Origin of the sequence: Indolivaga capnocytophagoides, from assembly GCF_036511535.1 — a bacterium.
Classification (GTDB): domain Bacteria; phylum Bacteroidota; class Bacteroidia; order Bacteroidales; family Dysgonomonadaceae; genus Dysgonomonas_A; species Dysgonomonas_A capnocytophagoides.
The window spans coordinates 1091421-1115610 of the sequence record NZ_AP028867.1; the positions used below are offsets into that span (position 1 = coordinate 1091421).

Annotated in this window: 11 protein-coding genes; 5 read left to right on the plus strand and 6 right to left on the minus strand. The window is 37.1% G+C overall.

The window, feature by feature from the left end:
- Nucleotides 1–114 precede the first annotated feature (114 nt).
- From AABJ51_RS04665 to AABJ51_RS04685, 5 genes are all read right to left on the minus strand, one after another.
- Nucleotides 115–2643 (minus strand): glycoside hydrolase family 2 TIM barrel-domain containing protein, encoded by a 2529-nt coding sequence (locus AABJ51_RS04665; RefSeq protein WP_338375940.1) that lies wholly within the window; start codon nt 2641–2643, stop codon nt 115–117.
- A gap of 90 nt (nt 2644–2733) precedes the next feature.
- Nucleotides 2734–3636 (minus strand): hypothetical protein, encoded by a 903-nt coding sequence (locus tag AABJ51_RS04670; RefSeq protein WP_026625304.1) that lies wholly within the window; start codon nt 3634–3636, stop codon nt 2734–2736.
- 125 nt (nt 3637–3761) lie between these two features.
- On the minus strand, nt 3762–5387 hold the full coding sequence (locus AABJ51_RS04675) for a RagB/SusD family nutrient uptake outer membrane protein (protein WP_338374582.1): 1626 nt from the start codon (nt 5385–5387) through the stop codon (nt 3762–3764).
- Between the two features lie 100 nt (nt 5388–5487).
- Nucleotides 5488–8634, minus strand: a complete 3147-nt coding sequence (locus AABJ51_RS04680) for a SusC/RagA family TonB-linked outer membrane protein (RefSeq protein ID WP_434781386.1) — start codon at nt 8632–8634, stop codon at nt 5488–5490.
- A gap of 29 nt (nt 8635–8663) precedes the next feature.
- Complete coding sequence (locus AABJ51_RS04685; RefSeq protein WP_338375944.1) at nt 8664–11468, minus strand: TIM-barrel domain-containing protein; 2805 nt, start codon at nt 11466–11468, stop codon at nt 8664–8666.
- A 284-nt stretch (nt 11469–11752) separates the two neighbouring features.
- On the opposite strand from AABJ51_RS04685, the gene AABJ51_RS04690 reads away from it, so the two are divergent.
- The 3 genes from AABJ51_RS04690 to AABJ51_RS04700 all read left to right on the plus strand — a co-directional run bounded on the left by AABJ51_RS04690 (nt 11753) and on the right by AABJ51_RS04700 (nt 20932).
- Nucleotides 11753–15868: a hybrid sensor histidine kinase/response regulator gene (locus tag AABJ51_RS04690; RefSeq protein WP_338374583.1), complete on the plus strand. Its 4116-nt coding sequence runs from the start codon at nt 11753–11755 to the stop codon at nt 15866–15868.
- Between the two features lie 197 nt (nt 15869–16065).
- On the plus strand, nt 16066–18420 hold the full coding sequence (locus tag AABJ51_RS04695; protein ID WP_338374585.1) for a glycoside hydrolase family 95 protein: 2355 nt from the start codon (nt 16066–16068) through the stop codon (nt 18418–18420).
- 307 nt (nt 18421–18727) lie between these two features.
- On the plus strand, nt 18728–20932 hold the full coding sequence (locus tag AABJ51_RS04700; protein WP_338374586.1) for a glycoside hydrolase family 3 C-terminal domain-containing protein: 2205 nt from the start codon (nt 18728–18730) through the stop codon (nt 20930–20932).
- Nucleotides 20933–20972: 40 nt separating this feature from the next.
- Here the strand turns inward: AABJ51_RS04700 and AABJ51_RS04705 are convergent, their stop codons facing one another.
- On the minus strand, nt 20973–22607 hold the full coding sequence (locus tag AABJ51_RS04705) for an ArnT family glycosyltransferase (protein ID WP_338374587.1): 1635 nt from the start codon (nt 22605–22607) through the stop codon (nt 20973–20975).
- A 162-nt stretch (nt 22608–22769) separates the two neighbouring features.
- On the opposite strand from AABJ51_RS04705, the gene AABJ51_RS04710 reads away from it, so the two are divergent.
- Together AABJ51_RS04710 and AABJ51_RS04715 are read left to right on the plus strand one after the other, a co-directional pair.
- Complete coding sequence (locus AABJ51_RS04710) at nt 22770–23510, plus strand: glycosyltransferase (RefSeq protein WP_338374588.1); 741 nt, start codon at nt 22770–22772, stop codon at nt 23508–23510.
- Nucleotides 23511–23516: 6 nt separating this feature from the next.
- Nucleotides 23517–24149: a lipid-A-disaccharide synthase N-terminal domain-containing protein gene (locus AABJ51_RS04715; RefSeq protein WP_026627351.1), complete on the plus strand. Its 633-nt coding sequence runs from the start codon at nt 23517–23519 to the stop codon at nt 24147–24149.
- Nucleotides 24150–24190 lie beyond the last annotated feature (41 nt).

Below are 24190 nucleotides of genomic sequence, written 5' to 3' on the forward strand. Positions count from 1 at the left end.
AAGAGCAAAAAAGGAAGGAGTAAGTTTGTTATAAACTAAAGTATCATCAAATACCTGCTGTTACTTATAATCTCATCTTACCCCTTCCTTCCGAAACAACCTTTTTCATCAAAACTAGTCTCTAAATGTGCTTATATCTAGTGTAGCACTTTTCAGCTTTTCAGTTTTTACAGTAAGTGTAATTTTTCCAGGTTTCTTTCCTGATTGAATAATAACAACAGCCTTGCCGTTAAATAACTTTCTCTGCGGCTTTTTCAAAGAAACAGAATCTGTAGGATCACCATTATCAGTTCCGGTAATAAAGCCATCTCCCGAAACCGAAAAGTCCATTAAATTATCAGCTGTCGGTACAGGTATGCCGTTTTCATCCACTACTTCAATTGTAACAAAGGATAAGTCTTTGCCGTTTGCTTTAATTCTATTTCGATCGGCTGTTAGTTTAATAGTTGCTGGCTTTCCGGCTGTTTTAATCTCTTTTGTTAAAACTTCTTTGCCATTTTTATACGATACTGCTTTTAATGTACCCTTTGTAAAAGGAACACGCCAAACAACGTGGAATACATCTTTACTCTTTGATTTCTTTCCTAATGATTTCCCATTCAGGAAAAGCTCTACTTCATCTGCATTATTATAATATGCCCACACATCGACATTCTGTCCCTCTTGCCAATTCCAGTGAGGAAATATATGCAAAACATCTTTGTCTGTCCATTCACTCTGGTACATATAATACACATCCTTAGGAATACCAGCCAGATCGACTATTCCAAAATAAGAGCTTCGAGAAGGCCACCAAAAAGGTGTAGGCTCACCCAGATAATCAAAGCCTGTCCAAACATATATACCGGATATATGGTCATTGTTTTTCACCAATCTCCACGACTCCTCATGAGTCGTTCCCCATGGCACATGACAATTATCATAAGATGAGCATTGATGTATAGGACGATCAAATGGCTTATCCCATCTCTCCGGCCATATATCAATACTGTCAGATGGCATTTTATAATATCCTCTCGACATCAGGGCCGATGTAGATTCTGTAACAATCAGTTTTTGATTCGGAAATTTCTTATGAAATTCTTCCTGCCAGTTATATTCGTGGTAGTTAAAACCAATTATATCCATTACACCCGAACGAAACAAATGATTATCTGGCTCCGTTTCATTATTACCGGACGATATAGGGCGCGTAGGATCTAATTTCCTCACAATATCTGCCAGTTTTATTGTCAATAACGAGTTAACATGTAAATCTTTGGTCTGTATTTTTTTACTATCCAATGTATTGGCAAAATTCAGAACCAGATTTGCCTGCTGCAAATTCAAGGTATCAGCATCGATATGAGACCACTGTTCCAGTACTTCATTCCCAATGCACCAGATAAATACCGAAGGGTGATTACGGTCTCGCAAGATTAAATCGGCTAGGTCTTTCTCATGCCATTCCGGAAAATACTGAGAATAATCATATGGAGATTTTTTCTTTCTCCACATATCAAATGTCTCATTCATAACAATGAATCCCATTTTGTCACAAAGTTCCAATAGCTCAGGAGCAGGAGGATTATGAGCCGTACGTATACCATTACATCCCATTTCCCTCAGAATTTCCAGCTGACGTTCTATGGCTCTGACATTCACAGCAGCACCTAATGCACCTAAATCGTGATGATTGCAGACTCCCTTTATTTTAACACATTTACCGTTTAATAGAAAACCTTTATCTGCATCAAATACAAAATAACGTATACCTAAAGGAGTTTCATAGTTATCTATAAGCTTGTTATCCTGTTTAATCTCGCTTACAACCTTATACATATAAGGATTTGTATCCGACCATAAGACCGGATTTTCGACAAGCAGGAGCTGATCAACCGATAATGTATCATCAGCAGAAATTGTCACTGTTGAAGAAACTCGTTTAACCTCTTTTCCTTCGGCATCAATAAGAATAGACGATAACTCTATCTGCTGATTCGATTTGCTTTCATTCTTAATTCGGGTTATCATTCTCACTTCAGCCTTATCCTCAGTTACAGAAGGTGTCGATACAAATGTACCCCAATGATCTACATGTATAGGGTTCACCTTAACTAACCAGACATTGCGGTAAATACCCGATCCTGAATACCACCTTGAATTAGGCTGTTTAGAATTATCCACGCGCACAGCTATCACATTTTTTTCACCATACTTGAGATATGGAGTCAGATCGTAACGAAACGAAATATAGCCGTTGGGTCTTTCTCCGAGCAAATGCCCATTAATCCAGACTTTGCTATTCCAGTATATACCATCAAAATCTATATATATATTCTTTTCTTTATCCGACTGGGTGACAGAAAACTCCTTCCTGTACCATCCTATTCCTCCAGGCAAAGCCCCTCCGCCGGGTGTAGCGGGATTCGATAATGAAAAATCGGCTTCGATACTCCAATCATGAGGTAAGTTTAAAGTCCTCCATTCTTTATCATCGAATTGAGGTTGATAAGCATCCTGTGGATCTCCAAGTACAAACTTCCAGTTTTCGGTAAAGTCCGCAATCTGCCGTGCTTGTTTTTCAGAAGAACAGGAAGCGGTTAAGCTACAGAACAGAAAGCTGATGCAGATATAATTGATTAATGAGATACTGAAATTCATTTTCATAAGGCACTAATTCATAAAGTGATATATATATATAAAATCCAAAGAGATCGGATATAATCTCTTTGGATTTTAATGATAAGAAGATTACTTATGACTATCGTAATAGGCTTTTGACACATAGTTATATACTAAAAGACAAGGTCCTTCACTCGGATCATTGTCACGAAGAACAGCTAACTGCATGGAATTTTCAGTCAATGACAGTATCTTCATACTTGTCCATTTAGTAACTATGGCAATACGGCCCGAATCTCTCAGGATAGTAGCATTGGTAGTGGTTAAAGTATGCTTATCTACATCCATCCAATAAGATCCGTTTTCGGTTTTACTTTCGGCTTTCTTATCAGCAACCAGTGTATGTCCTGTTATTGCTCCGAATGTCAACGAACCATAATCGACAGCAGACATAAGCCAGGTGTTTTCCGAATATTTAGGACTCCAATTCCAAGAATCTCCTCCTACAGTTTTACCTTCGGTTACACTCTCCCAGCTGTCGTCTGTCCCATAGAAAAACATAGGGCCGTCAAAGTATACCGATTTACCTCTCGCATCCAAGTCAAGGTACCACGTCTTTTCTTTGCCCACTCCACCTGTCAGGTACGTCCATAAAACGCTTTTCTCCATATAGTCGAGATCATAAGTTGTGATATCTATAACCTTTGGGTCTGCTGCGACCAATCCACCATTCGACGCTATAGAATAATTGATGGTATACTTACCTGCAAAACCAAACTTGAGTGTATCGGAATAGTTGGTAGTGTAACCACCCGCTGAACCGGAAGTATTGTCCCACGACCAGTAAACAATATCACTGGTGTTATTCGATTTAATGATAACTTTATTAGGATTTTCTGAATCCTGATATGCCTCGAAACTCAGTTTATCTTTTGCTATTGGAGTATCTAATTTCGGATCATCAGGAGAACATGCCGAAAATAATAATATCCCGCTAAAAAGTATCAGTAATGATTTATATATAGTTTTCATAATTTACAATATTAAGGTCTCAGACCTATTTTTTAACTTTGTAAGCATAAATACAACAGATAGTTACCGCTTTAAAATGATGCAATACTTATACCTTCTGTTACTTATTTTAAAGGTATGAGACCTTATTTCCATCCTGAATTTTGAATCAAGACTCCATTTGACAATGTTATCTGTGTATTAGGAATTTGCATAAATCCTCGAGTAGTTTTTATATTGTTGGCAGTTATAGTTACCACATCACTGGCATTTCCGCTCAATACAGATTGCGTTTGAGCGATCGTTGATGCAGCAACATCTAAACCCTGACGTAATAAGTCCCAATAACGAAGACCTTCAAATGCAAATTCAAGACGGCGTTCTTCCAATAAGTTAGCTTGAGATACAGCTTTAGTAGTAAGTCCTGCACGTTTGCGCACTAAGTCATAATATGACTGGGCATTAGCAGACCCCAATTCGGCCGCCATCAACAACACATCAGCATAGCGAATAACTACAAAATCCTGATCCTGGGATATCTGAAAATCATTTAAGCCACCTGTATCCGAAGTTCCATCAGGTAATGCAGTAGGAGTATATTTCTTGACCGAATATCCGGTGTATTCTCTTTGTCCGGCGAGATCGAAAGTGTTTAAAATACCTTCTCCTTCTATATCTATCATAGATGCAGTTTTTCTGGAATCAAGAGATGTATAAGCACTAACCAGCCTCGGATTGACAGTGCAAGCACCCCAACCTTTACCATAAGGAGAGAAGTTGGTATTGCGTAACCCCATCATTACAAGCCAGCGGTTACCATCTACATTTCCATCATAGTCTGTTGTACTATTGAATTTTTGAGCAAATACTGTTTCCACATTACCCATTCCCGCATATCCGGACTTATCAAGAGTATTATCTGCTGTATTCGCAACATAACTGGCTGCAGGCCATAAAGATTTAAATGTAGGAACCAAATCAAATTCGTTACTGTTGATCACATCTTCAACTCCACTCAAAACTTCGGCTTTAGTTACACCCAAATCATCTGCGCCATAATATCCTGTATAAAATAAATATACACGAGCCAGCATAGCTTCGGCAGCATAGCGGGTTACCCTACCATCATTCTCTTTTGCTTTTGACTTAGGATAAGCATCAGCAGGAATATTTTCAGCTGCAAATTTCAGATCCTGAGCTATCAGTTTATATGTTTCTACCGGTTCAGATTGAGGTAAATTAGCAGTAGTAGGTTCTGTCAATAAAGGTACTTTTTCGAAAAGACGTACCAAATCGAAATATAGGATGGCTCTCAGAAAGCGGGTTTCGCCCTCAATACGAGCCTTTGCTGTTTGATTGCTGTCTCCCCACGATACACCTTCGAGTTTCTGCAATAAAGTATTACATCTGAATATACCTGCATAATAATCTGTCCATGTACCATTGAATAGGTTATTATCTGATGGAGATTGCGAAATATCAAATCTGTCTAGTGCCTGATAGCCTCTGCCATCAGTATTACCGGTACCCCCAAAACAATTATCAGAAAGCACTTCCGATACTACATAAAAAGATAAATTTCCATTAGAGCTCGTTCTCTGATATCCATCATAACATCCGACAAGAGCCATTTCGGCATCAGCCAAAGTCTTATAGAAATTATCGTCGGTTATATTGGTTTCAGATTCTACATCGAGAAAACTGTTGGAACAAGAGCTTAGCCCAAAGCCTAAAGCTAATGCCAGAATTATATTGAATTTAAACGTTTTCATTGTTTTTTCTTTTAAGTAAATGATCGATTTTAACAATACATTTTCAATCACACTTGCTCTGATTAGATATTCGATCAAAGCAATAAATAAGTCTGAGACCTTAGAATTTTATGTTAACTCCAAACAAATAAGTTCTGGGACGAGGATAATACCCCAAATCGATACCCGATACCCAACCTTCTGTTCCGTAACCAATCTCAGGATCCATTCCATTGTATTTAGTAAATGTGAATGCGTTTTGTACCGATGCATAAAATCGAAGTTGGCTGATAGCTTTCAGTTTGATAATATGCGAAAGATCATAACCCAATGTTATATTACTGATTCTTAAGAAGTCGCCATCATGTACATATAAGTCTGAGAATATCCAGTTTATATTGGAATTGGTTACACGAGGAATTTTATTTGAAGTCCCCTCTCCTGTCCATCTGTCAAGAATATCTGTAGTATAATTAGCCAGATAGTTTGTCTGATTTCTATATGATTGTACGATCTTATTTCCAACAGAACCATTTGCTGTAACAGAGAAGTCTAAGCCTTTGTAGTCTAAGCCAAAGCTAAGTCCATAAGTAAAGTCCGGCATGCCGTTACCAAGATCAGTTTTATCAGATGCATCTATTTTACCGTCATGATTGAGGTCTACAAATTTTACATCACCAGGTTTCACACTCGATTGCAAAATACCGTTACCTGCGGCCTTCCAATCTGCGATTTCCTGTTCGTTCTGAAAAACACCTGCAGTTTTGTATCCATAAAAATAACCGATAGCATATCCATTTTCGGCTCTATAAAATTCTTCCGAATTATCGTACAGCATATTAGTTGCTCCGTGAATAATACCGTCTTGAGTAGGTATATTTCCGACTTTATTCTTATTGAAAGCACCATTGGCAGATACATTGTAGTTTACATCGCCAATTTTATCTCTCCAAGAAACAGCTAACTCAAAACCTGTATTTTTTACATCTCCACCATTAATATATGGAGCATCTGCTCCGGCTGTTGCCAGAATAGGAGCTTTTACCAGCCAGTCTTTAGTTGTTTTAACATAAAAATCGAAATTCACACCTAAACGGCTCTGCAAAAACAATGCATCCAAACCGATATTAGTCTGTTCAGAAGTTTCCCATTTTATATTTTTATTAGACAATCTGCTGGGATAAGCACCTTGAGTGTTCGTTTTATCTGTACCGAATACATACTCTCCATTTGAAGTATTAATAGGTGCTGAGTATTGAAAATCATCAATATTCTGATTACCAACTTGTCCCCAACTGGCTCTTAACTTCAATTGGTCGATAGACAAGTCTTTCGCTATTGACTGCATAAACGGTTCATTCGAAATATTCCATCCTGCAGAGAATGAAGGGAAGTATCCCCAACGATGTCCTGATGCAAATTTTGATGAAGCATCAGCTCTCAATGTTGCATTAAACATATATTTTTCGGCATAGTTATAGCCTATACGACCAAAGTACGATATGCGACGGTATTTATTATCTGGGCCACCATCCGCAGTTTTGGTATGCACTATATTGCCATCACTATCAAGATGAGCCTTACCTGTTGTATTAACCAGATATGCGTGAGAAAAGTCATTAAACTGAGATAGCAAATTCCAGTTAGACCCTGATAAGTATGAACCGTCATAACGAACAATCTCCGCACCAACTAAAGCAGAAAAAGCATGATCTTCGTTCAGTTTAAAATCATATCCTGCGGTATTTGTCCAGGTCAAAGTCTGACCTTTATTCATATTCTGATTAACTGTAGTATGATCGGTATTGTATGTATATGCCGAGAATTGATACAGAGGAGTGAAACTTCGGTAATCCGAAGAAGAATAATTAATACCGAAAGTAGAGCGAATTTTTAAGTTTATGATAGGCTCCAATTCTGCATATATATCAGCCATTAACTTCTGAGCATTATTCTTATTGTTCGAATTTGTCATCATCGATCCGTATGGGTTACTATCTCCCGTATACCACAATGATTTTGAAGTATCATTATACGGGCTGTCATACACATTATTATCACTATAAACAGGTGATAAAGGAGAAGTATTAAACGCTCCACGCAGAGTATTATTATACTGATTACCTACACCAATACCTCTGTTCTTGATATAATTAAAGTTTAAATGTTGTCCAACCTTCAAAATATTGGAATACAGTTTGTGTTCGGTATTAATACGGAATCCGTATCTTTCGTAATTAGAAACCTTACTTCCTCCCACAATACCTTCCTGACTGGTATAATTTAAAGACATCGAGTAAACTGAATTTTCAGATCCCCCGTTGATGTTCAATGCATAATTGGATGTTTTAGCATTGTCTTTAAACATATAATCTAACCATTCTGTATCCGCCAGATCACCTAAATTACTCCAATTATAAGGAGAACTGCCCGAATTGATAGACTGCTCATCCATGATGGTTTTATATTCCTTTGCATTAAGCATATTAGTTTTTCGGGCAACGTTTTGAACACCAAAGTATGCATCAAAAGAAACCAGACCTTTTCCTTTAGATCCTTGTTTGGTTGTTACCAATACCACACCATTGGCAGCCTGCGCACCATATATAGCAGCAGAAGCAGCATCTTTCAGTACATCAATAGATTGTATATCCGATGCATTAAGCAAAGTGATATCACCCTCTATCCCGTCAATTATATACAATGGTGCCGCATTACCCACAGTACCCAGACCACGTATTGTTACTTTCATATCAGCTCCCGGCTGACCCGAGGTAGACGAAATCTGTACACCCGGAGTCTTTCCTTGCAAGGCTTGCAATGGATTGGTAGTATTCAGTTTGGCGATGTCATCTCCTTTAACCTGAACTGTTGCTCCGGTATTGAGTTTCTTTTTCTGAACACCATATCCGATAGCCACAACTTCATCCAGAACATTATTATCTTCCGAAAGTTGAATATTCAGAGTTTTTTGATTAGCCACAGATACAGATGTGGTTTTAAATCCCAAATAAGTAATTTCAAGAATTGCGTTCCCCGGAACTTTTATTAAGAATTTACCGTCCAGATCTGTTACTGTTCCATTAGTTGTTCCTTTTTGTACGACAGATGCTCCCACCAAAGGTTCTCCATCGGTTGCCGATACTACGACCCCGGACACATCCTGCCCGGACTGGGCAGTAAGGTTAAATAATAGTCCAAAGGTAACCAGCAACATCAAACAACGTTTTAGCGATTGTTTCATAGATATGTGCAAATGCTTGTTCATGGTCATTAATTTTTTAAGTTTTTCATTGCTTACATGGTTATAGAAAGTTTTTTGCCTGTATATGTTACTGTTTTTACAGGGTGTTTTTGTCCATCTTTAGATATCCATTCGATATCAAATTTGCGGGAAGTTGGCATTCCTTCAAATTTTCCCTGAACATCATTAATAGTTACTGTTTTTGTTTTCTCATTGTAATTAATTTTAATAGTCGAATACTTACCTTTCTCATAGTTATAATTTGTGGCTTCATCCTCATATAGAGTAAACTCGCCATCGGTTCCTGTATAGATTTGCAGCAATATATCATTCTGAGATTCTTTTGTAGACTGAATATCCTTACCCATAGGCAGAATAGCTCCTTCTCGAACAAACAACGGAAGCCTTTCATATGGAGCGGAAACATGCTTGCTCTGATTACCTTGTATATATTCTCTTGTATCGAAATTATACCAGTTAGCTCCATTGGGGAAATATACATCACGACTGGTTTCTTTATATTTATATACTGGTGCAACCATAAGGTTAGGACCAAACATATACTGATCACCTATATTATGAGTCTTGACATCCGATGTAAAATCCATAACCAAAGCACGCATTATTGTATAGTCATTGAAATAAGTCATTCCTGCCAAAGAATATATATAAGGCATAAGACGATAACGCAGTTTGGTATAATGTACCATGCTATTGTAAGCTGGATATCCTTCAGGTGCGATATTATATATTTCGCGATAAGGATATTGTCCATGACTGCGAAACAAAGGACAGAATGCACCGAACTGGAACCAGCGGGTATTCAATTCACGCCATTCTTTCAGATCCTCAGAACCTTCTTTAGCTTGCTCATAACGTTTTTCAACGCAAAAACCACCGATATCCATAGTCCAATAAGGGATTCCCGACATAGCGAAATTAAGTCCTGCCGAAATCTGAGATTTCATATCTTCCCAACGAGTACCTATATCACCGCTCCACGTTGCGGTAGAATATCTTTGCAGACCTGCAAAGCCCGAACGTGTCAAAAGAAATACACGGCTGTCCGGATTTTCTCCTCGTTGCCCATCGTATATTGCCATTGCATTTACTAAAGCATAAGCATTAAAGTATTCGGTAGATGAACCCAAAGCCGTAGGTGTACTTAATTCTTTACGGTATTGCATGCTTGCATTTGAGAGAATATCGGGTTCCGAAGCATCCATCCACCACGCATCTATACCTTTAGAATATAACTTCTCGCTCATCTGCTTCCAGAAAAGTTTGCGTGCACCCTCACTGTACGCATCGTAGAAGGAACCGATATAACCGGCAGCAATCCAGTCTTTAATACTATCCTGAACAGCACGTCTATACATCCAGCCTTCTTTGTCGAAAGCTTTGTAATTATCTGTTGTATAATAAAATTTAGGCCATACCGATATCATTATATGAGCATCCATCGCATGAACACTATCAATCATACCTTTAGCGTCCGGAAAACGAGCAAGATCGAAATCATGACTTCCCCATGCATTCTGAGGCCAATACGACCAATCCAGAACGATATTATCAAGCGGAATATTTCTTTTTCGGTATTCTTTTACAGCAGACAATAATTCGTCCTGTGTTTTATATCTTTCTCTACTTTGCCAAAATCCCATAGCCCACTTAGGCATGATTTGCGATTTACCTGTAACCTGACGATAACCTTTGATTACATCATCCATATTATTTCCTCGGATAAAGTAATAGTCGATCTCATCTCCCATTTCCGACCAAAGAGAGAGTTTATTCTGTTCCTGATCAGCACGGGGACTTAAAAATTTAAGACTTACATAAGAAATTCCTCCATCGGGCTGCCAATCGAGTTTTATTTTATATTTTTTACCTGCTTCGAAATTGTAGATAAACTTATAGCTATTGGGATTCCACGCAGTGCGCCATCTTTCGGGAACAACCTCTTCGTCATTAATATATACTTTAGTATAACCGGCATAATATAATATAAAACGGTGTACACCTGATTCTTTTGCTTCAACCTCTCCTTCCCAGATAATTTTCGAATTATTGAATGGGAAATTTTTCGGAAAATTATTTACTGTTTCAAGATTCTCATAATCGATCTTAGTTTCGTCTCTTTCCACAAATACCTGCTTCGGATCTCCATTAACAAGATATGTCGCCGTTAATCCACCTTCTTTACCATCCTTATTATAAAGCTTAAAACTATCCAGATTGGCATAATCACGAGAATCTCCATATTTAGTCAAAGAGTAATTATCCCATAATATCCCATAATTTTTAGAAGAAATAATAAAAGGCACTGATACCTTTGTATTATATTGGTAAAGCACTTCGTTCTTACCTTTATAATTAAACTCATCAGCCTGATGCTGTCCAAGTCCATAGAAAGATTCATCATCAGGTGATTCGAACACCTGACTCATTGTATAAGCTTTTTTGCTCTCGACCTCAATGTCCTTGAAAGATTTCCCTCCACCTTTATTTTCCGCTAATAATACATTTCCTTTCAGATCGGTAAATATAACCTCTCCGGTAGACAATGATACATTAGCTATTGTTGTTGCTGTTTTAAGAAAAACATTGCCTTCTTTTTCATCAACACTCCAACCCTCTTTTTGAGTCGAAGGAAATACGGTTATTAAACTCTTTCTTTTCGAAAATTTATTTGAAGGAGTAGCCGTAACCCTTATTACATCATCATTAATAACTTGCAGTCGAATACTTTTGGCATTCCCCGGCTGTGGATTTTTCAGATTCACAACTATTCCATCCTCTGTTTTCGTGAATGAACTTTTGCAACTGAAGAATAAACAAGGCACTAACACCATCATTAAAAACAAATGTCTCGTCATGATATTTATAATTTAGATTTTAAGGTCACAGATTTAAGATTTCTTTTAATATTCGCCAATAAAATACTCTCTGTGACTTGGTCTATGCAAAATTAAGTTAAGAATACCCAACCACCTCTACTGAATGTTTTTAAAAGAAGGTACTCTTCGAATTATCATAGGGGTGAAATGTTTCTTTAACAGCACTGAAATAGTAACAAAATGTTTATTGTTAGACATTTTATTTAAATTTGCTAATCATAAAAAATGTGACCAACAGACCTATGAAAACAGCTTATTACCTTGTTGCCTTATTGTTTGGTTTATGTATTAATATATATTCTCAATCATTTGACTTCTTACATATCAATAACACAGACGGTTTATCGAACAATCAGATCGAATGTATATTTAAGGACAGTAAAGGTTTTATGTGGTTTGGAACAAACTCCGGGTTAAACAGATATGACGGTCGAAATTTTAAAATTTTTAAACATAGCAGGTATGATGTTAACAGTGCGCCAATAGACCGATTTACGAATATACAGGAAGATGTGAATGGTAATTTGTGGTTATACTATAATGGAATGAGTTATTTCATTTATAATTCTAAATCCGAAAAATTTATAGTCAACGTAGAGCCCGAATTAAGCAAAATGGGTTTGCCTTCCAATCCCAATCTGATTGAAATAGATAGAAACAAAGATTTTTATGCGTATTATAAAGACAAAGGCGTGTATAAATACGATATTAAAAATAAAAAGCTCTCTCAGTATAAACAAACAAACAAAGCTACTGATATAAGCACGGGGGAAATCACCCGGATAAAGATGAATGAACACTACATCTGGTTTCTGCATAAAGACGGACTTATAGAGCGTCTGGATAAAAGTACCAATCAGATAGATTTACGAGATAAATTCTTTCAAACACATAATAATTCAACCATTATCAAATCGATATTCATCGATTCCGAGAACGACTTATGGCTATATCCGGGAATCGGGGACAAAGGTATCGCCTACTTTTCACCGAAAACTAAGCAGTGGACTTTTCTTGATCAGGATGGGAGTATTAAATTATCCAGTAACTTTATCAGGTCAATAGATCAGGATCAGAATGGCCTCTTTTGGATAGGGACCGATCATGGAGGACTCAATATTTTTAATAAAAGAGACAAGAGTGTAACTGTTTTAAAGAATGACATATATAACAACAACACCATAAGCCAGAATTCGATTATCAGTACCTATTGTTCTGACGACGGTATTGTATGGGTTGGAACCTATAAAAATGGAATATCTTATTACCACCCCAATCTATTCAAATTTAAAAAGACCCCATTATTTGAAATATATAAGAGAGATTCGGAAACCCTAGATTGTAATAGCCTTTTTAAGGATAAGGACGATAATCTATGGATAGGAACAAATGGAAGAGGAATAATAAAGTACAACGAGAAAACCAAATCAATACAAACCTACAGATATTCTCAGACTGATCAAAACAGCATATCCTCAGATATTATAACATCTATATTCGAAGATCACAAACAAGTCTTATGGGTTGGGACCTTTCTGGGAGGGTTGAACTCTTTCGACGGAAACAAATTCACCCGTTATCAGATAAAAGAAAACGATCCAAACAGTATATCGGGAAAAAGCGTATATGGCCTATCAGAAGACGAAGATAATAACTTATGGATAGGCACATTAGGGGGAGGAGTCAATAAATTAGATGAATCACGAAGTATTTTCACGCGTTTCAACACACAGAACACTCCTCAGTTATCTTCGGATTACAGCCTTTCGATGTATCGCAGTTCCGACAAAAACATCTATATAAGTACCGACAGAGGAGCAAATATAATAGGTAAAAACGATAAAAAAATTCTATCATTACTCACTTCCAATCAAGTCGATTCTCTCACAAATCTTGCTATAAACTATATAATAGAAGACTCTCGTAAATTAGTTTGGCTAGCTACCGATAATGGTATAAATATATATAATCCTGAGACCAAATCATTCACTTATATTACATCCCATCAAGAACTGACTGCTGATGAAGTAGTCTCTCTTATAGAAGATAATAATGGAAATATCTGGGCCGGCACTCGTAACGGACTTGTCTGTATATATTGTCAATATGCTAATAATAAGCTAACTTATACTCTGGCTTTTTTTGATACCAGAGACGGATTACCCAGCTCTATATTTAACCAGAATTCAATATTCAAAGACAAAAACGGACTTATCTATATTGGTAGCACAAGTGGTTATATTTGCTTCGATCCCAATAATATCACATTTAATAAAATACCTCCTCACCCTAAATTTACAGAACTGCTTATAGCAAATCAAACAATAAAGCCTGACATTAAGTATAATAACAGAGTAATCATAAAAAAAGCAATCACTGATCTCGACCAGATTGAGCTTAATTACGACGAAACTAACTTTACCTTATTATTTTCATCTCTCAACTACATTCATCCGGAGAAGAATCATTACAGATATATGCTGGAAGGCATTGACACTAAATGGACTGACATCAAAGATGGTATCGGGGCAGCGTCCTATTCGAATCTTAATCCGGGTACATACAAACTAATCGTCTACGGAAGTAATGATGATGGTGTATGGGCTTCTGATCCATTAGTGATGAAAATCATTGTACACCCGCCCTTCTGGCTTACATGGTGGGCGTATCTCATTTACTCTTTAATATTTCTGGTGATTCTGCGAAAATTTATTCAATACAAGCTGAATCAGCAGAAAATAGAATTTAAGCAAACTCAAAAAATTCTGGAAGCAAATAAGATCCACGAAGTAGATGAATTAAAGTTTCGGTTCTTTACCAACATCAGTCACGAATTCAAGACACCTATTACATTAATACTCACACCGCTTGACAAATTGTTAAAAGAACCTTGTACAGAAGAACAGAAAACTCTCCTGACAATCATGAAACGGAATGCTTTAAACCTTCTGGATATGGTTAATGAAATTCTGGATTTCAGAAAGCTCGACATGAAAAAAATGAGCCTGAATCTCACTTCCGGAGATATAATATCATTTACCAGAAATGTATGCCAAAAATTCTCATCATTGGCTGCGGATAAATCCATAAAACTAACATTCACAACCTATCTAGAAGAGCTTCGTATGGATTTTGATGCCGAGAAATTAAATAAAGTATTAGTAAATCTGCTTTCAAACGCTTTCAAATATACCGATTCGGGACATGTGGATGTAAGCGTGGGCATTATGGAATTAGTTGATGAGAAAAACATCAAACAACTTAGCATTAAAGTTTCCGATACAGGGATAGGAATACCAAAAAATGACTTAAATAAAATATTTGACCGTTTCTACAGAGTGGAGAATCAAAGCCATAAGAGTCTTCCTGGTACAGGGGTAGGTCTGCATCTGGTCAGTGAATATGTAAAGCTGCATCACGGCGAAATATTTGTAGAAAGTGAAGAAGACAAAGGTTCTGCATTCACAATACATATCCCTATTCAAAATTCATCTTATAAAAAACTCAAGAATCAGGATGTTATTTATTCTGTCGAAGAAAACACCGAGGATATGGAATTACTCCGTGACGATGCAACAAATACACACAATACATCTATGCCCATCTTGCTGGTTGTGGATGACAACGAAGATTTCAGGGAATTTATGAGGAGCTTATTTTCGAAAGACTACCAAATAATCACAGCAAATAATGGAGAGGAGGCCTATCAAAAGGTATTGGAACAATTACCGGATATCATTCTTTGTGATGTCATGATGCCTGTAATGGATGGATATGAATTCTGCCGGAAAATAAAAGAAGATATACGTACATCTCACATTCCTGTTATTCTATTAACAGCAAAATCTTCTCAAGAGAATCAATACTCAGGTATAGAAGCGGGAGCGGATGATTATATATCTAAACCATTTAATCTTGAAATGCTGACTCTGAAAATATCCAAGATAATCGAAAAACAAAAAAATAAGCATTCGACCTTTAAAAAGAAAATAGATATATCTCCCAGTGAGATAGAAGTTATGACAATGGACGAAAAGTTTGTAAAAAAAGCCATATCCATTGTTGAGACCAATATGGATAATACCGAATTTCTGGTTGAAGACCTTTGCCGTGAAATGGCTATGAGTCGTGTTTATTTTTATAAAAAGATCTTGGCATTGACAGATAAATCTCCATCCGAATTTATACGATTCATCCGATTGAAACGGGCGGCGACCTTACTCGAAAAAAGCCAAATGTTTGTCAACGAAGTGGCATTTCAGGTAGGATTTAATGATCCTAAATATTTCAGAAAGTACTTTAAGGAAGAATTTGGCTTAACCCCGAATGAATACAAGAAAAAATTCACAAAAGAGTAATGCAAAACAAATAAATCCCCTTTAGTTTACATATTAACCCCTAATTCGGGAAAAGAAACCCTACAAGAGAAACAGTAAGCAAAGATATTCACCTATAAATGTAATATTTTTGCTTTACAGATATAAGCAGGTCTCAAGACCTTAAATCCCATGAAATAAATCTCGGATGAGATTATAATAAATACCAACACATTATTATGAGATATAATCTTATATGTTTATTTATATTATTATGTTCGTTTGTAACGTCTGCTTCAAATCAATGGCTGTACTATTTTAATAAACCCGCATCTATCTGGGAAGAATCCGTTCCTCTCGGAAACGGACGTATAGGAATGATGCCTTGGGGAGGGATAAACAATGAAAGAATCGTTCTGAACGAAATATCATTATGGGCAGGAAGTAAACAAGATGCCGATAACCCCGATGCATATAAATACCTAGGCGAAATAAGAAACCTTCTTTTTTCAGGTAAAAATAAAGAAGCACAACAGTTGATGTACAAAACATTCACATGTAAAGGTAGAGGAGGTGAAGATAACGGGGCTTTCGGTAATTTTCAGAATTTCGGAAATCTTTCTATTGATTTCAAATATCCCGATTCGGCATCAACCGTAAAAGATTATAGACGTACTCTTGATATAAGCAACGCCATATCAACTACAACTTATACTAAAGGCAATATCAGCTATACACGTGAATATCTTACTTCTTTTACCGATGATATAGGAATTATACGGCTTACTTCCGATCAGAAAAAAGCTATATCATTAAATATTTCGATGTTCAGAGATGAACGATTTCGAACATATGCAACCGAAAATACCCTCTATATATCAGGACAAATGAATGCCACAAATAAAGATTCAGGCATGAAATATGAAGGACAAGCCAAAATTATAAATAAAGGAGGAAGACTGACTACTCATGACGGGAGTATAGAAATATCAGGTGCTGACGAGGTTCTTATATATATTTCATTAGCAACCAACTATAAGAATAACAATCCGACTGAAACGAATCTTAAACTACTAAAAAATGACAATAAATCATACTCAAACCTACGGGAACAACATATACAAGAGTATAAAAAATGGTTTGACCGGGTAGATCTAACGTTAGATAAAAATCAAAATTCGGAACTACCGATCGACAAACGATTATATGCTTTTGAAAAAGACAAATCTGACTTTGACCTGATAGGGCTTTATATGCAATACGGAAGATACCTTTTGATATCTTCTACCCGCAAAGGTGGATTACCTCCTAACTTGCAAGGTTTATGGGCTCCGCAAATTGCCACTCCGTGGAATGGAGATTATCATCTTAATATCAATTTGCAAATGAACTTCTGGGGAGCAGAAACGGGTAATCTTTCCGATCTGCATTTACCATTGACCGAATACATTAAATCATTAGTTATTCCGGGTCAAAAAACAGCCAAAATATATTATAACAGCCGTGGATGGGTTACTCATATACTAGGTAATATCTGGGGATTTACCTCTCCGGCCGAAGATCCGGCTTGGGGAGCAACCAATACGGCAGGAGCCTGGCTTTGCCAACACTTATGGCAACATTATGAATATACAAAAGATAAAAAATATTTGGCATCGGTATATCCTGTAATGAAGGGTGCAGCCTTATTTTTTGAGGATATGCTGATAGAAGACCCCAATAATGGCTATCTCGTAACAGCACCAACAACGTCTCCTGAAAATAAATATGTAACTCTACAAGGTGATACCATATCCATTAGTGCAGGATCGACTATGGATAATCAGATTATACGCGAACTATTTACTAATGTAAGTGCAGCAGCTCATATTTTAAAAACAGATAAAGATTGGAGTAAATCACTTGAAATAAAAAAGGCTAAACTAGCTCCGACTTCAATCGGAAAATACGGTCAAGTCATGGAATGGCTCGAAGATTATGAAGAAGCAGATATACACCACCGTCATGTATCACAATTATACGGATTGTATCCGGGCAACGAACTCACTTTCGAAAATACTCCGCAGTTAATGGAAGCAGCTAAAACAACACTGGAAAGGAGAGGCGATCAATCGACAGGATGGTCTATGGCTTGGAAAATCAATTTCTGGGCTCGTCTGAAAGATGGTGAAAGGGCATACAAACTCATAGGAGACCTCTTAAAGCCTGCTGAAAGCAGCTGGGGAACCTACCCTAACCTATTCAGTGCGCATCCCCCTATGCAGATAGATGGCAATTTTGGAGGTTCAGCAGGTATAATGGAAATGCTTGTCCAAAGCCATTCTGGCTACATAGAACTATTGCCCGCAATGACTCAAAGTTGTAAAAATGGAGAAGTGAAAGGATTACGAGTCAGAGGAGGTGCATCTGTTGATTTTTCATGGAAGAATAATAGAATACAGGAATTCACATTGAAAGCAGATGCGTCCGATATGTTTATATTGAAATTACCTTCTGAAGTATCATCTATTTCAGGCACTAAAAAATATGCAGTTGATAATAACAAAATTTATCTATACATAAAGAAAGGACAAACAGTAAGAATTCTTTTTTAAGGTCTCATACCTTTTATTGACTTTGCAAGTATTACAGCAAGAGCTGATTATCGCTTTAAAACATATCATTAAATACTTTTCATTACTAAAAGAACAAAATAAAGAGGAAAAGGAAACAAATAAAAAAATACAATTCTTATGTAACTTTTGTAACCTTTTGGGTTGAGTCGAGAATTGAGAATATAAAATATATCAACATAATGATAGGGAGAAAAAGGTAACTGATGAAAAATGACATAAAGAGTGAAACCTTTGTTACCTTTTATAATTAAGTATTTGAAATCTATATATTTAATATAAACTAAACATGAAAAAACTTTTAGTACTATCTAGTATTTTGGGGTTGTTTACATTCCAGTCACAGGCGCAGCTCAAAGCAAAACCTGTATATCTGGATGACAGCAAACCTATTGAAGCCCGAATCGAAGATGCTCTTTCTCGTATGACACTCGAAGAAAAGATCGCAATGATTCATGCTCAGTCCAAATTCAGCACTCCTGGATGCCCTCGTTTAGGAATTCCAGAAATATGGATGAGCGACGGCCCTCACGGCGTTCGCATGGAAATCGACTGGGATACATGGAATCACGCTGGATGGACAAATGACTCGTGTACTGCATTTCCTGCATTAACTTGTCTTGCAGCTACATTCAATCCTAATTTATCTCTCGAATACGGAAACGCACTAGGCGAAGAGGCTCGCTACAGAAAGAAAGATATCATACTCGGCCCCGGAGTAAACATCTACCGTACACCGATGAACGGCCGGAACTTTGAATATATGGGAGAAGATCCGTATCTGGCATCCAAAATGGTAGTGCCTTATATACACGGTGTTCAACAAAACGGTGTTGCCGCATGTATGAAACACTATGCATTGAACAATCAGGAACTTTGGCGTGGACATATCAATGTCGAAGTCAGCGACAGGGCTCTGTATGAAATATATCTGCCCGCTTTTAAAGCAGGAGTAACAGAAGGTAAAGTCTGGGCTATAATGGGCGCTTATAATCAGTTCAGAGGACAGCATACCACACATCACGAACTCTTAACCAATAAGATACTTAAAGGCGAATGGGGATTCGACGGAGTTGTCGTAACAGACTGGGGAAGTGCTCACGACACTAAAGAGGCTGCCCTTAATGGTTTGGATATAGAAATGGGAAGCTGGACTAATGGACTTACCTGGGGAGAAAGCTTCGCTTATGACAATTATTTTATGGCACAACCTTATCTGGAAATGCTGAAAAAAGGAGAGTTGCCAATGTCTACTTTAGATGAAAAAGTTAGACGTGTGCTCAGACTTACACTCCGCACAAATATGGATAGAAACCGTCCCTATGGGAGTTTTGCCACTCCGGAACATGCTGATGTAGCACGCCGTATTGCAGAACAGGGAATAGTCCTAATGAAAAACGAAAAGGATTTCTTCCCTATTGCTAAAAATAGATACAAAAAGATTGTTGTTATCGGCGAAAATGCAACCCGATCACTTACCGTCGGTGGAGGATCTTCAGAATTGAAGGTAAAGAAAGAAATATCTCCGCTTGAAGGGTTAAAAGAGAAGTACGGTGATGATAAAGTATTCTATACTATGGGATACGGATCGGGACCCACCGTATACGATCAGTTTGTACCTTCTCCTTATAATGCCGACTCTCTGAAAAGAGAAGCTTTGGCTCTTGTGAAAGATGCAGATGTAGTACTTTTCTTTGGAGGACTGAACAAGAACTTCCAACAGGATTGTGAAGGAGCCGACCGCATCACTTATGATCTGCCTTTCGGTCAGAACGAACTTATCGAAGATATTCTTAAGATTAATAAAAATACAGGTGTAATTATCATCAGCGGTAATGCTGTTGCGATGCCTTGGCTAGATAAAGTTCCGGCATTGATGCAATCGTGGTATTTAGGCTCTCAGGCAGGTACAGCAACAGCTAACATTATAGCCGGAGATGTTAATCCTTCGGGAAAACTGCCATTCTCTTTCCCTAAAAAACTGGAAGACAATGGAGCTATTTCTTTTGGTAAAATTTCCTACCCCGGAGATAGTATTAATCAGGTTTACAAAGAAGGATTACTTGTTGGTTACCGTTGGCATGATACGAAAAAAATCCCCGCGATGTTCCCCTTCGGATATGGTTTATCTTATACTACTTTTGAATACGGTAAAGCTACCACCGACAAAAAAGAATACGATAAAAATGAAACAATTAAAGTTTCATTCGTCTTGACAAATAAAGGTAAAGCAGATGGAGCTGAATCCGTTCAGATATATGCATCTCAGTCTAAACCATCGCTTGAACGTCCGGCAAAAGAGTTGAAAGCTTTTCAGAAAGTATTCTTAAAAGCAGGAGAAAGTAAGACTGTCGAACTATCGGTTCCGGTCGAAAGCCTAGCCTTTTTCGATGATAAATCTCATAGCTGGATTGTAGAATCAGACCAGTTTACATTACATTGTGCAGCATCTTCTGCAGATATCAGAAGCTCTGTTGCGGTTAAAGTGAAGTAGTAGAATGAAGAAGAGGAGATTTAAATCTCCTCTTCTGTTTTTATTTAAGTTTACTAATAATAGCAACCTGTCTGACCAGATCTTCATTGTATCTCCGACTAGATGATTTTTGCCAATTATTATCAAAAGTATCAATGTATTCTATCTTTACATTTTTTCCGGTCAACAAACTATCGATAGGTGCTCCGCTGACAAATACAAACGGTAGTTTTGACTGAATGAGAGCACTATCCGACACATTCAAAGAACGTATGACTTGATTAGCCTCATATACAAGCTCCATTCTTAACTGTTCTTTTTCATTATAGAAAAACGGCATATTCTGAACCCTGTCGATCTTTCTCAGCATCCTGATACTATGCCTGTCGTTATTTATAAACATATTACCGGCAGGTATCATACATAAGCCTTCAACCATAATCATGGTTAACAATATTCCGGTAAAAGCTTTCAGCACATTAATACGATGTTTATTGAATACCGATATGATAAGAAACACAGCCAGACAAATACTTATAATGGAAGTGACTATATAAAGAGGCAGTGTCACCAAGCCGTCCTTAAAGAACATTATGTACAATGCCACAGGTAGTGCTACCAGTATAAGAATAATTACAATAATATTGAAACGAAATGTATTCTTTTCCTTTGATGTCATTATACTGTTGGCACAATGATAAATATAAAACCCTATATTAATAGCTCCGGGAATCAGCATCGGTAACAGATAACGGGTCTTTTTCTCCGGAATCAAAGACAAGAGAATAAATGCGGACAAAGTCCATATGACAGATAATATATAGACATGACGGTTTTCGATCTTTTTTTTCCAATGAAACCAGCACAAAGAGGTGATCCAGAATAGAGCCCATATACCGGCTTCGGCAGGAAACTGCCAATAATAATATAAAGGTCTCACATTATGATTAAGCCAAGATGATGATTCTTTATCAGCTACAGCAACAGCTAATTCAGGATGAGACAACCGAGCGTATACAGGCCACCATGTAGAGATAACCAGACAAGTGAGTATCATAATAAGGATAGGAAGCATTTTACCTTTTGCTGAAGGTCTGAGCACAATAATATAGCTTATAAGGAAAGGAAGTAATAAGGCATAAAACGATACAGGCCCTTTACTAAGGAAAGATAATCCTAGAAAAAGTCCGGTAATAAAGAAATGGCCCCATTGCTTACCTTTTTCTTCCAAGCCCAAAACTAAGAAGTAAATAGCACCAAGCATAAAGCTATGACAGTAAATATCCCATGTAGCAGTTCGCCCCATCAGTATGATATTAAAGCAAGAAGCTAATACCAATGATGATAATAATCCAATATTTCGGTTCTTAGTTAACCTGGATAGAAGAAAATACAGAAAGAAAACCATTATCGTAGCAGAAATCGCTGCCATATATCTTTGTACAACAAGATTTTCCGGAAACAAAAGCTCTACACCGGCAGCTATCCATGTTGGTAAAGGTGGCTTTTCTAGACGAGGTTCACCGTTCATTGTAGGCATCAGATAATTATCTGTATGTATCATTTCCTGAGCGGTTGCTAAATTGCGAGACTCCATCAAGTCTGCAGGAATTATCTGATTATTTACAAAGAATGCGAAAAAACAAACTACAATAATAAACAGATAATGAATAAGATGATTCTGAGTATTTGTCATATAGTTACAGATTCAATATACATATAGTGATAAGACTCGGCAAAGATAAATATTTTGAAACCGGTAGTCTAATAAATATAATGTTTTAGAAGTAGCAAATACAAATATATTCTAAAAAATAGATACCTTTGCTGACCAAACAAATATATCAATATAGCGATTATGAATAAGACTTTAGGCTATGAATTAACAATAATAGTCCCAATTTATAATGAAGAAGACAACATTGACAGATTAGAAAAAGAACTTTCATCGTATCTCAATAAATCTTCTGTAAAGTCTTGTATACTATTCGTTAATGATGGATCTAAAGATAACAGCAAAGCTCTTATAGAAAAAATATGCCTACAAAACGACTCTTTTTTCTATATCAATTTCGCAGAAAACAGAGGATTAAGTGCTGCAATAAAAGCCGGAATTGATACTGCAGAATCCACCTTTGTCGGTTATATTGATGCAGACCTACAAACAACACCTGAAGACTTTGAGCTATTACTACCCTATCGGCATGAATTTGGTCTGGTTATGGGAATCCGCACCGGACGTAAAGACAGCTTAGGTAAAAAATTATCCTCTAAAATCGCAAACGGATTTAGGCGTTGGATGACCAATGATGGTGTTGCCGATACCGGATGCCCTCTGAAAATTATAAAGACAGATAACGCTAAACGTATTCCGTTTTTTACAGGTATGCATCGCTTTTTACCGGCACTTATTCAACTCCAGAACGTCAAAGTCAAACAGATTCCTGTAAGACATTTCGAACGAATTGCAGGAACTTCCAAATTTAATTTATGGAATCGGCTTATAGGTCCATTCTTGGACTGCTTTGCCTACCGATGGATGAAAAAACGATATATCAATTACAATATAGCATCTAACAATATAGCCATTCATCAATAATAACATATGGAAAGCAAATCGTGGTACTTTGTTATAGGCTTTCTGGCTCAGGGTTTATTCTCTGCCCGTGTGCTGATCCAATGGGTATTATCCGAAAGGGCTAAGAAAGTTGTATCTCCTACTATATACTGGCAAATAAGCTTATTTGCATCGTTCTTATTTTCAATATATGGATGGCTCAGAGGTGATTTCGCGATTATCCTCGGTCAAGTTTTCTCTTATTACATCTATGTCTGGAATATAAATAACAAAGACCATTGGAAAGAAATATATCCCATAATCAGATACATTATACTAGCTACCCCGATCGTTGCCGGATGTTATGTGCTATACCACGGAACAAGTAGTATCGAACGCTTGTTTAAAAGCATGCCTCTGGGGTTGCTTATTTTCGGATCTATGGGACAGATTATCTTCACACTAAGGTTTGTTTACCAATGGTGGTACTCACAATCCAAAGGAGAATCATCTCTTCCTGTTAACTTTTGGCTATTAAGTTTAGGCGGATCTATAATTACCATCGCATATGGCATCTTCCGTAAAGATCCCGTACTGATACTAGGTCAAAGTGCTGGCTTTATAGCGTATGCCCGAAACTTATGGTTAGCTAAAAAGGCCGAAAACGAATTTCCTCAGTAGCACAATATTTCCTTTTAATTCTCATTATTTACTTTTTAGGT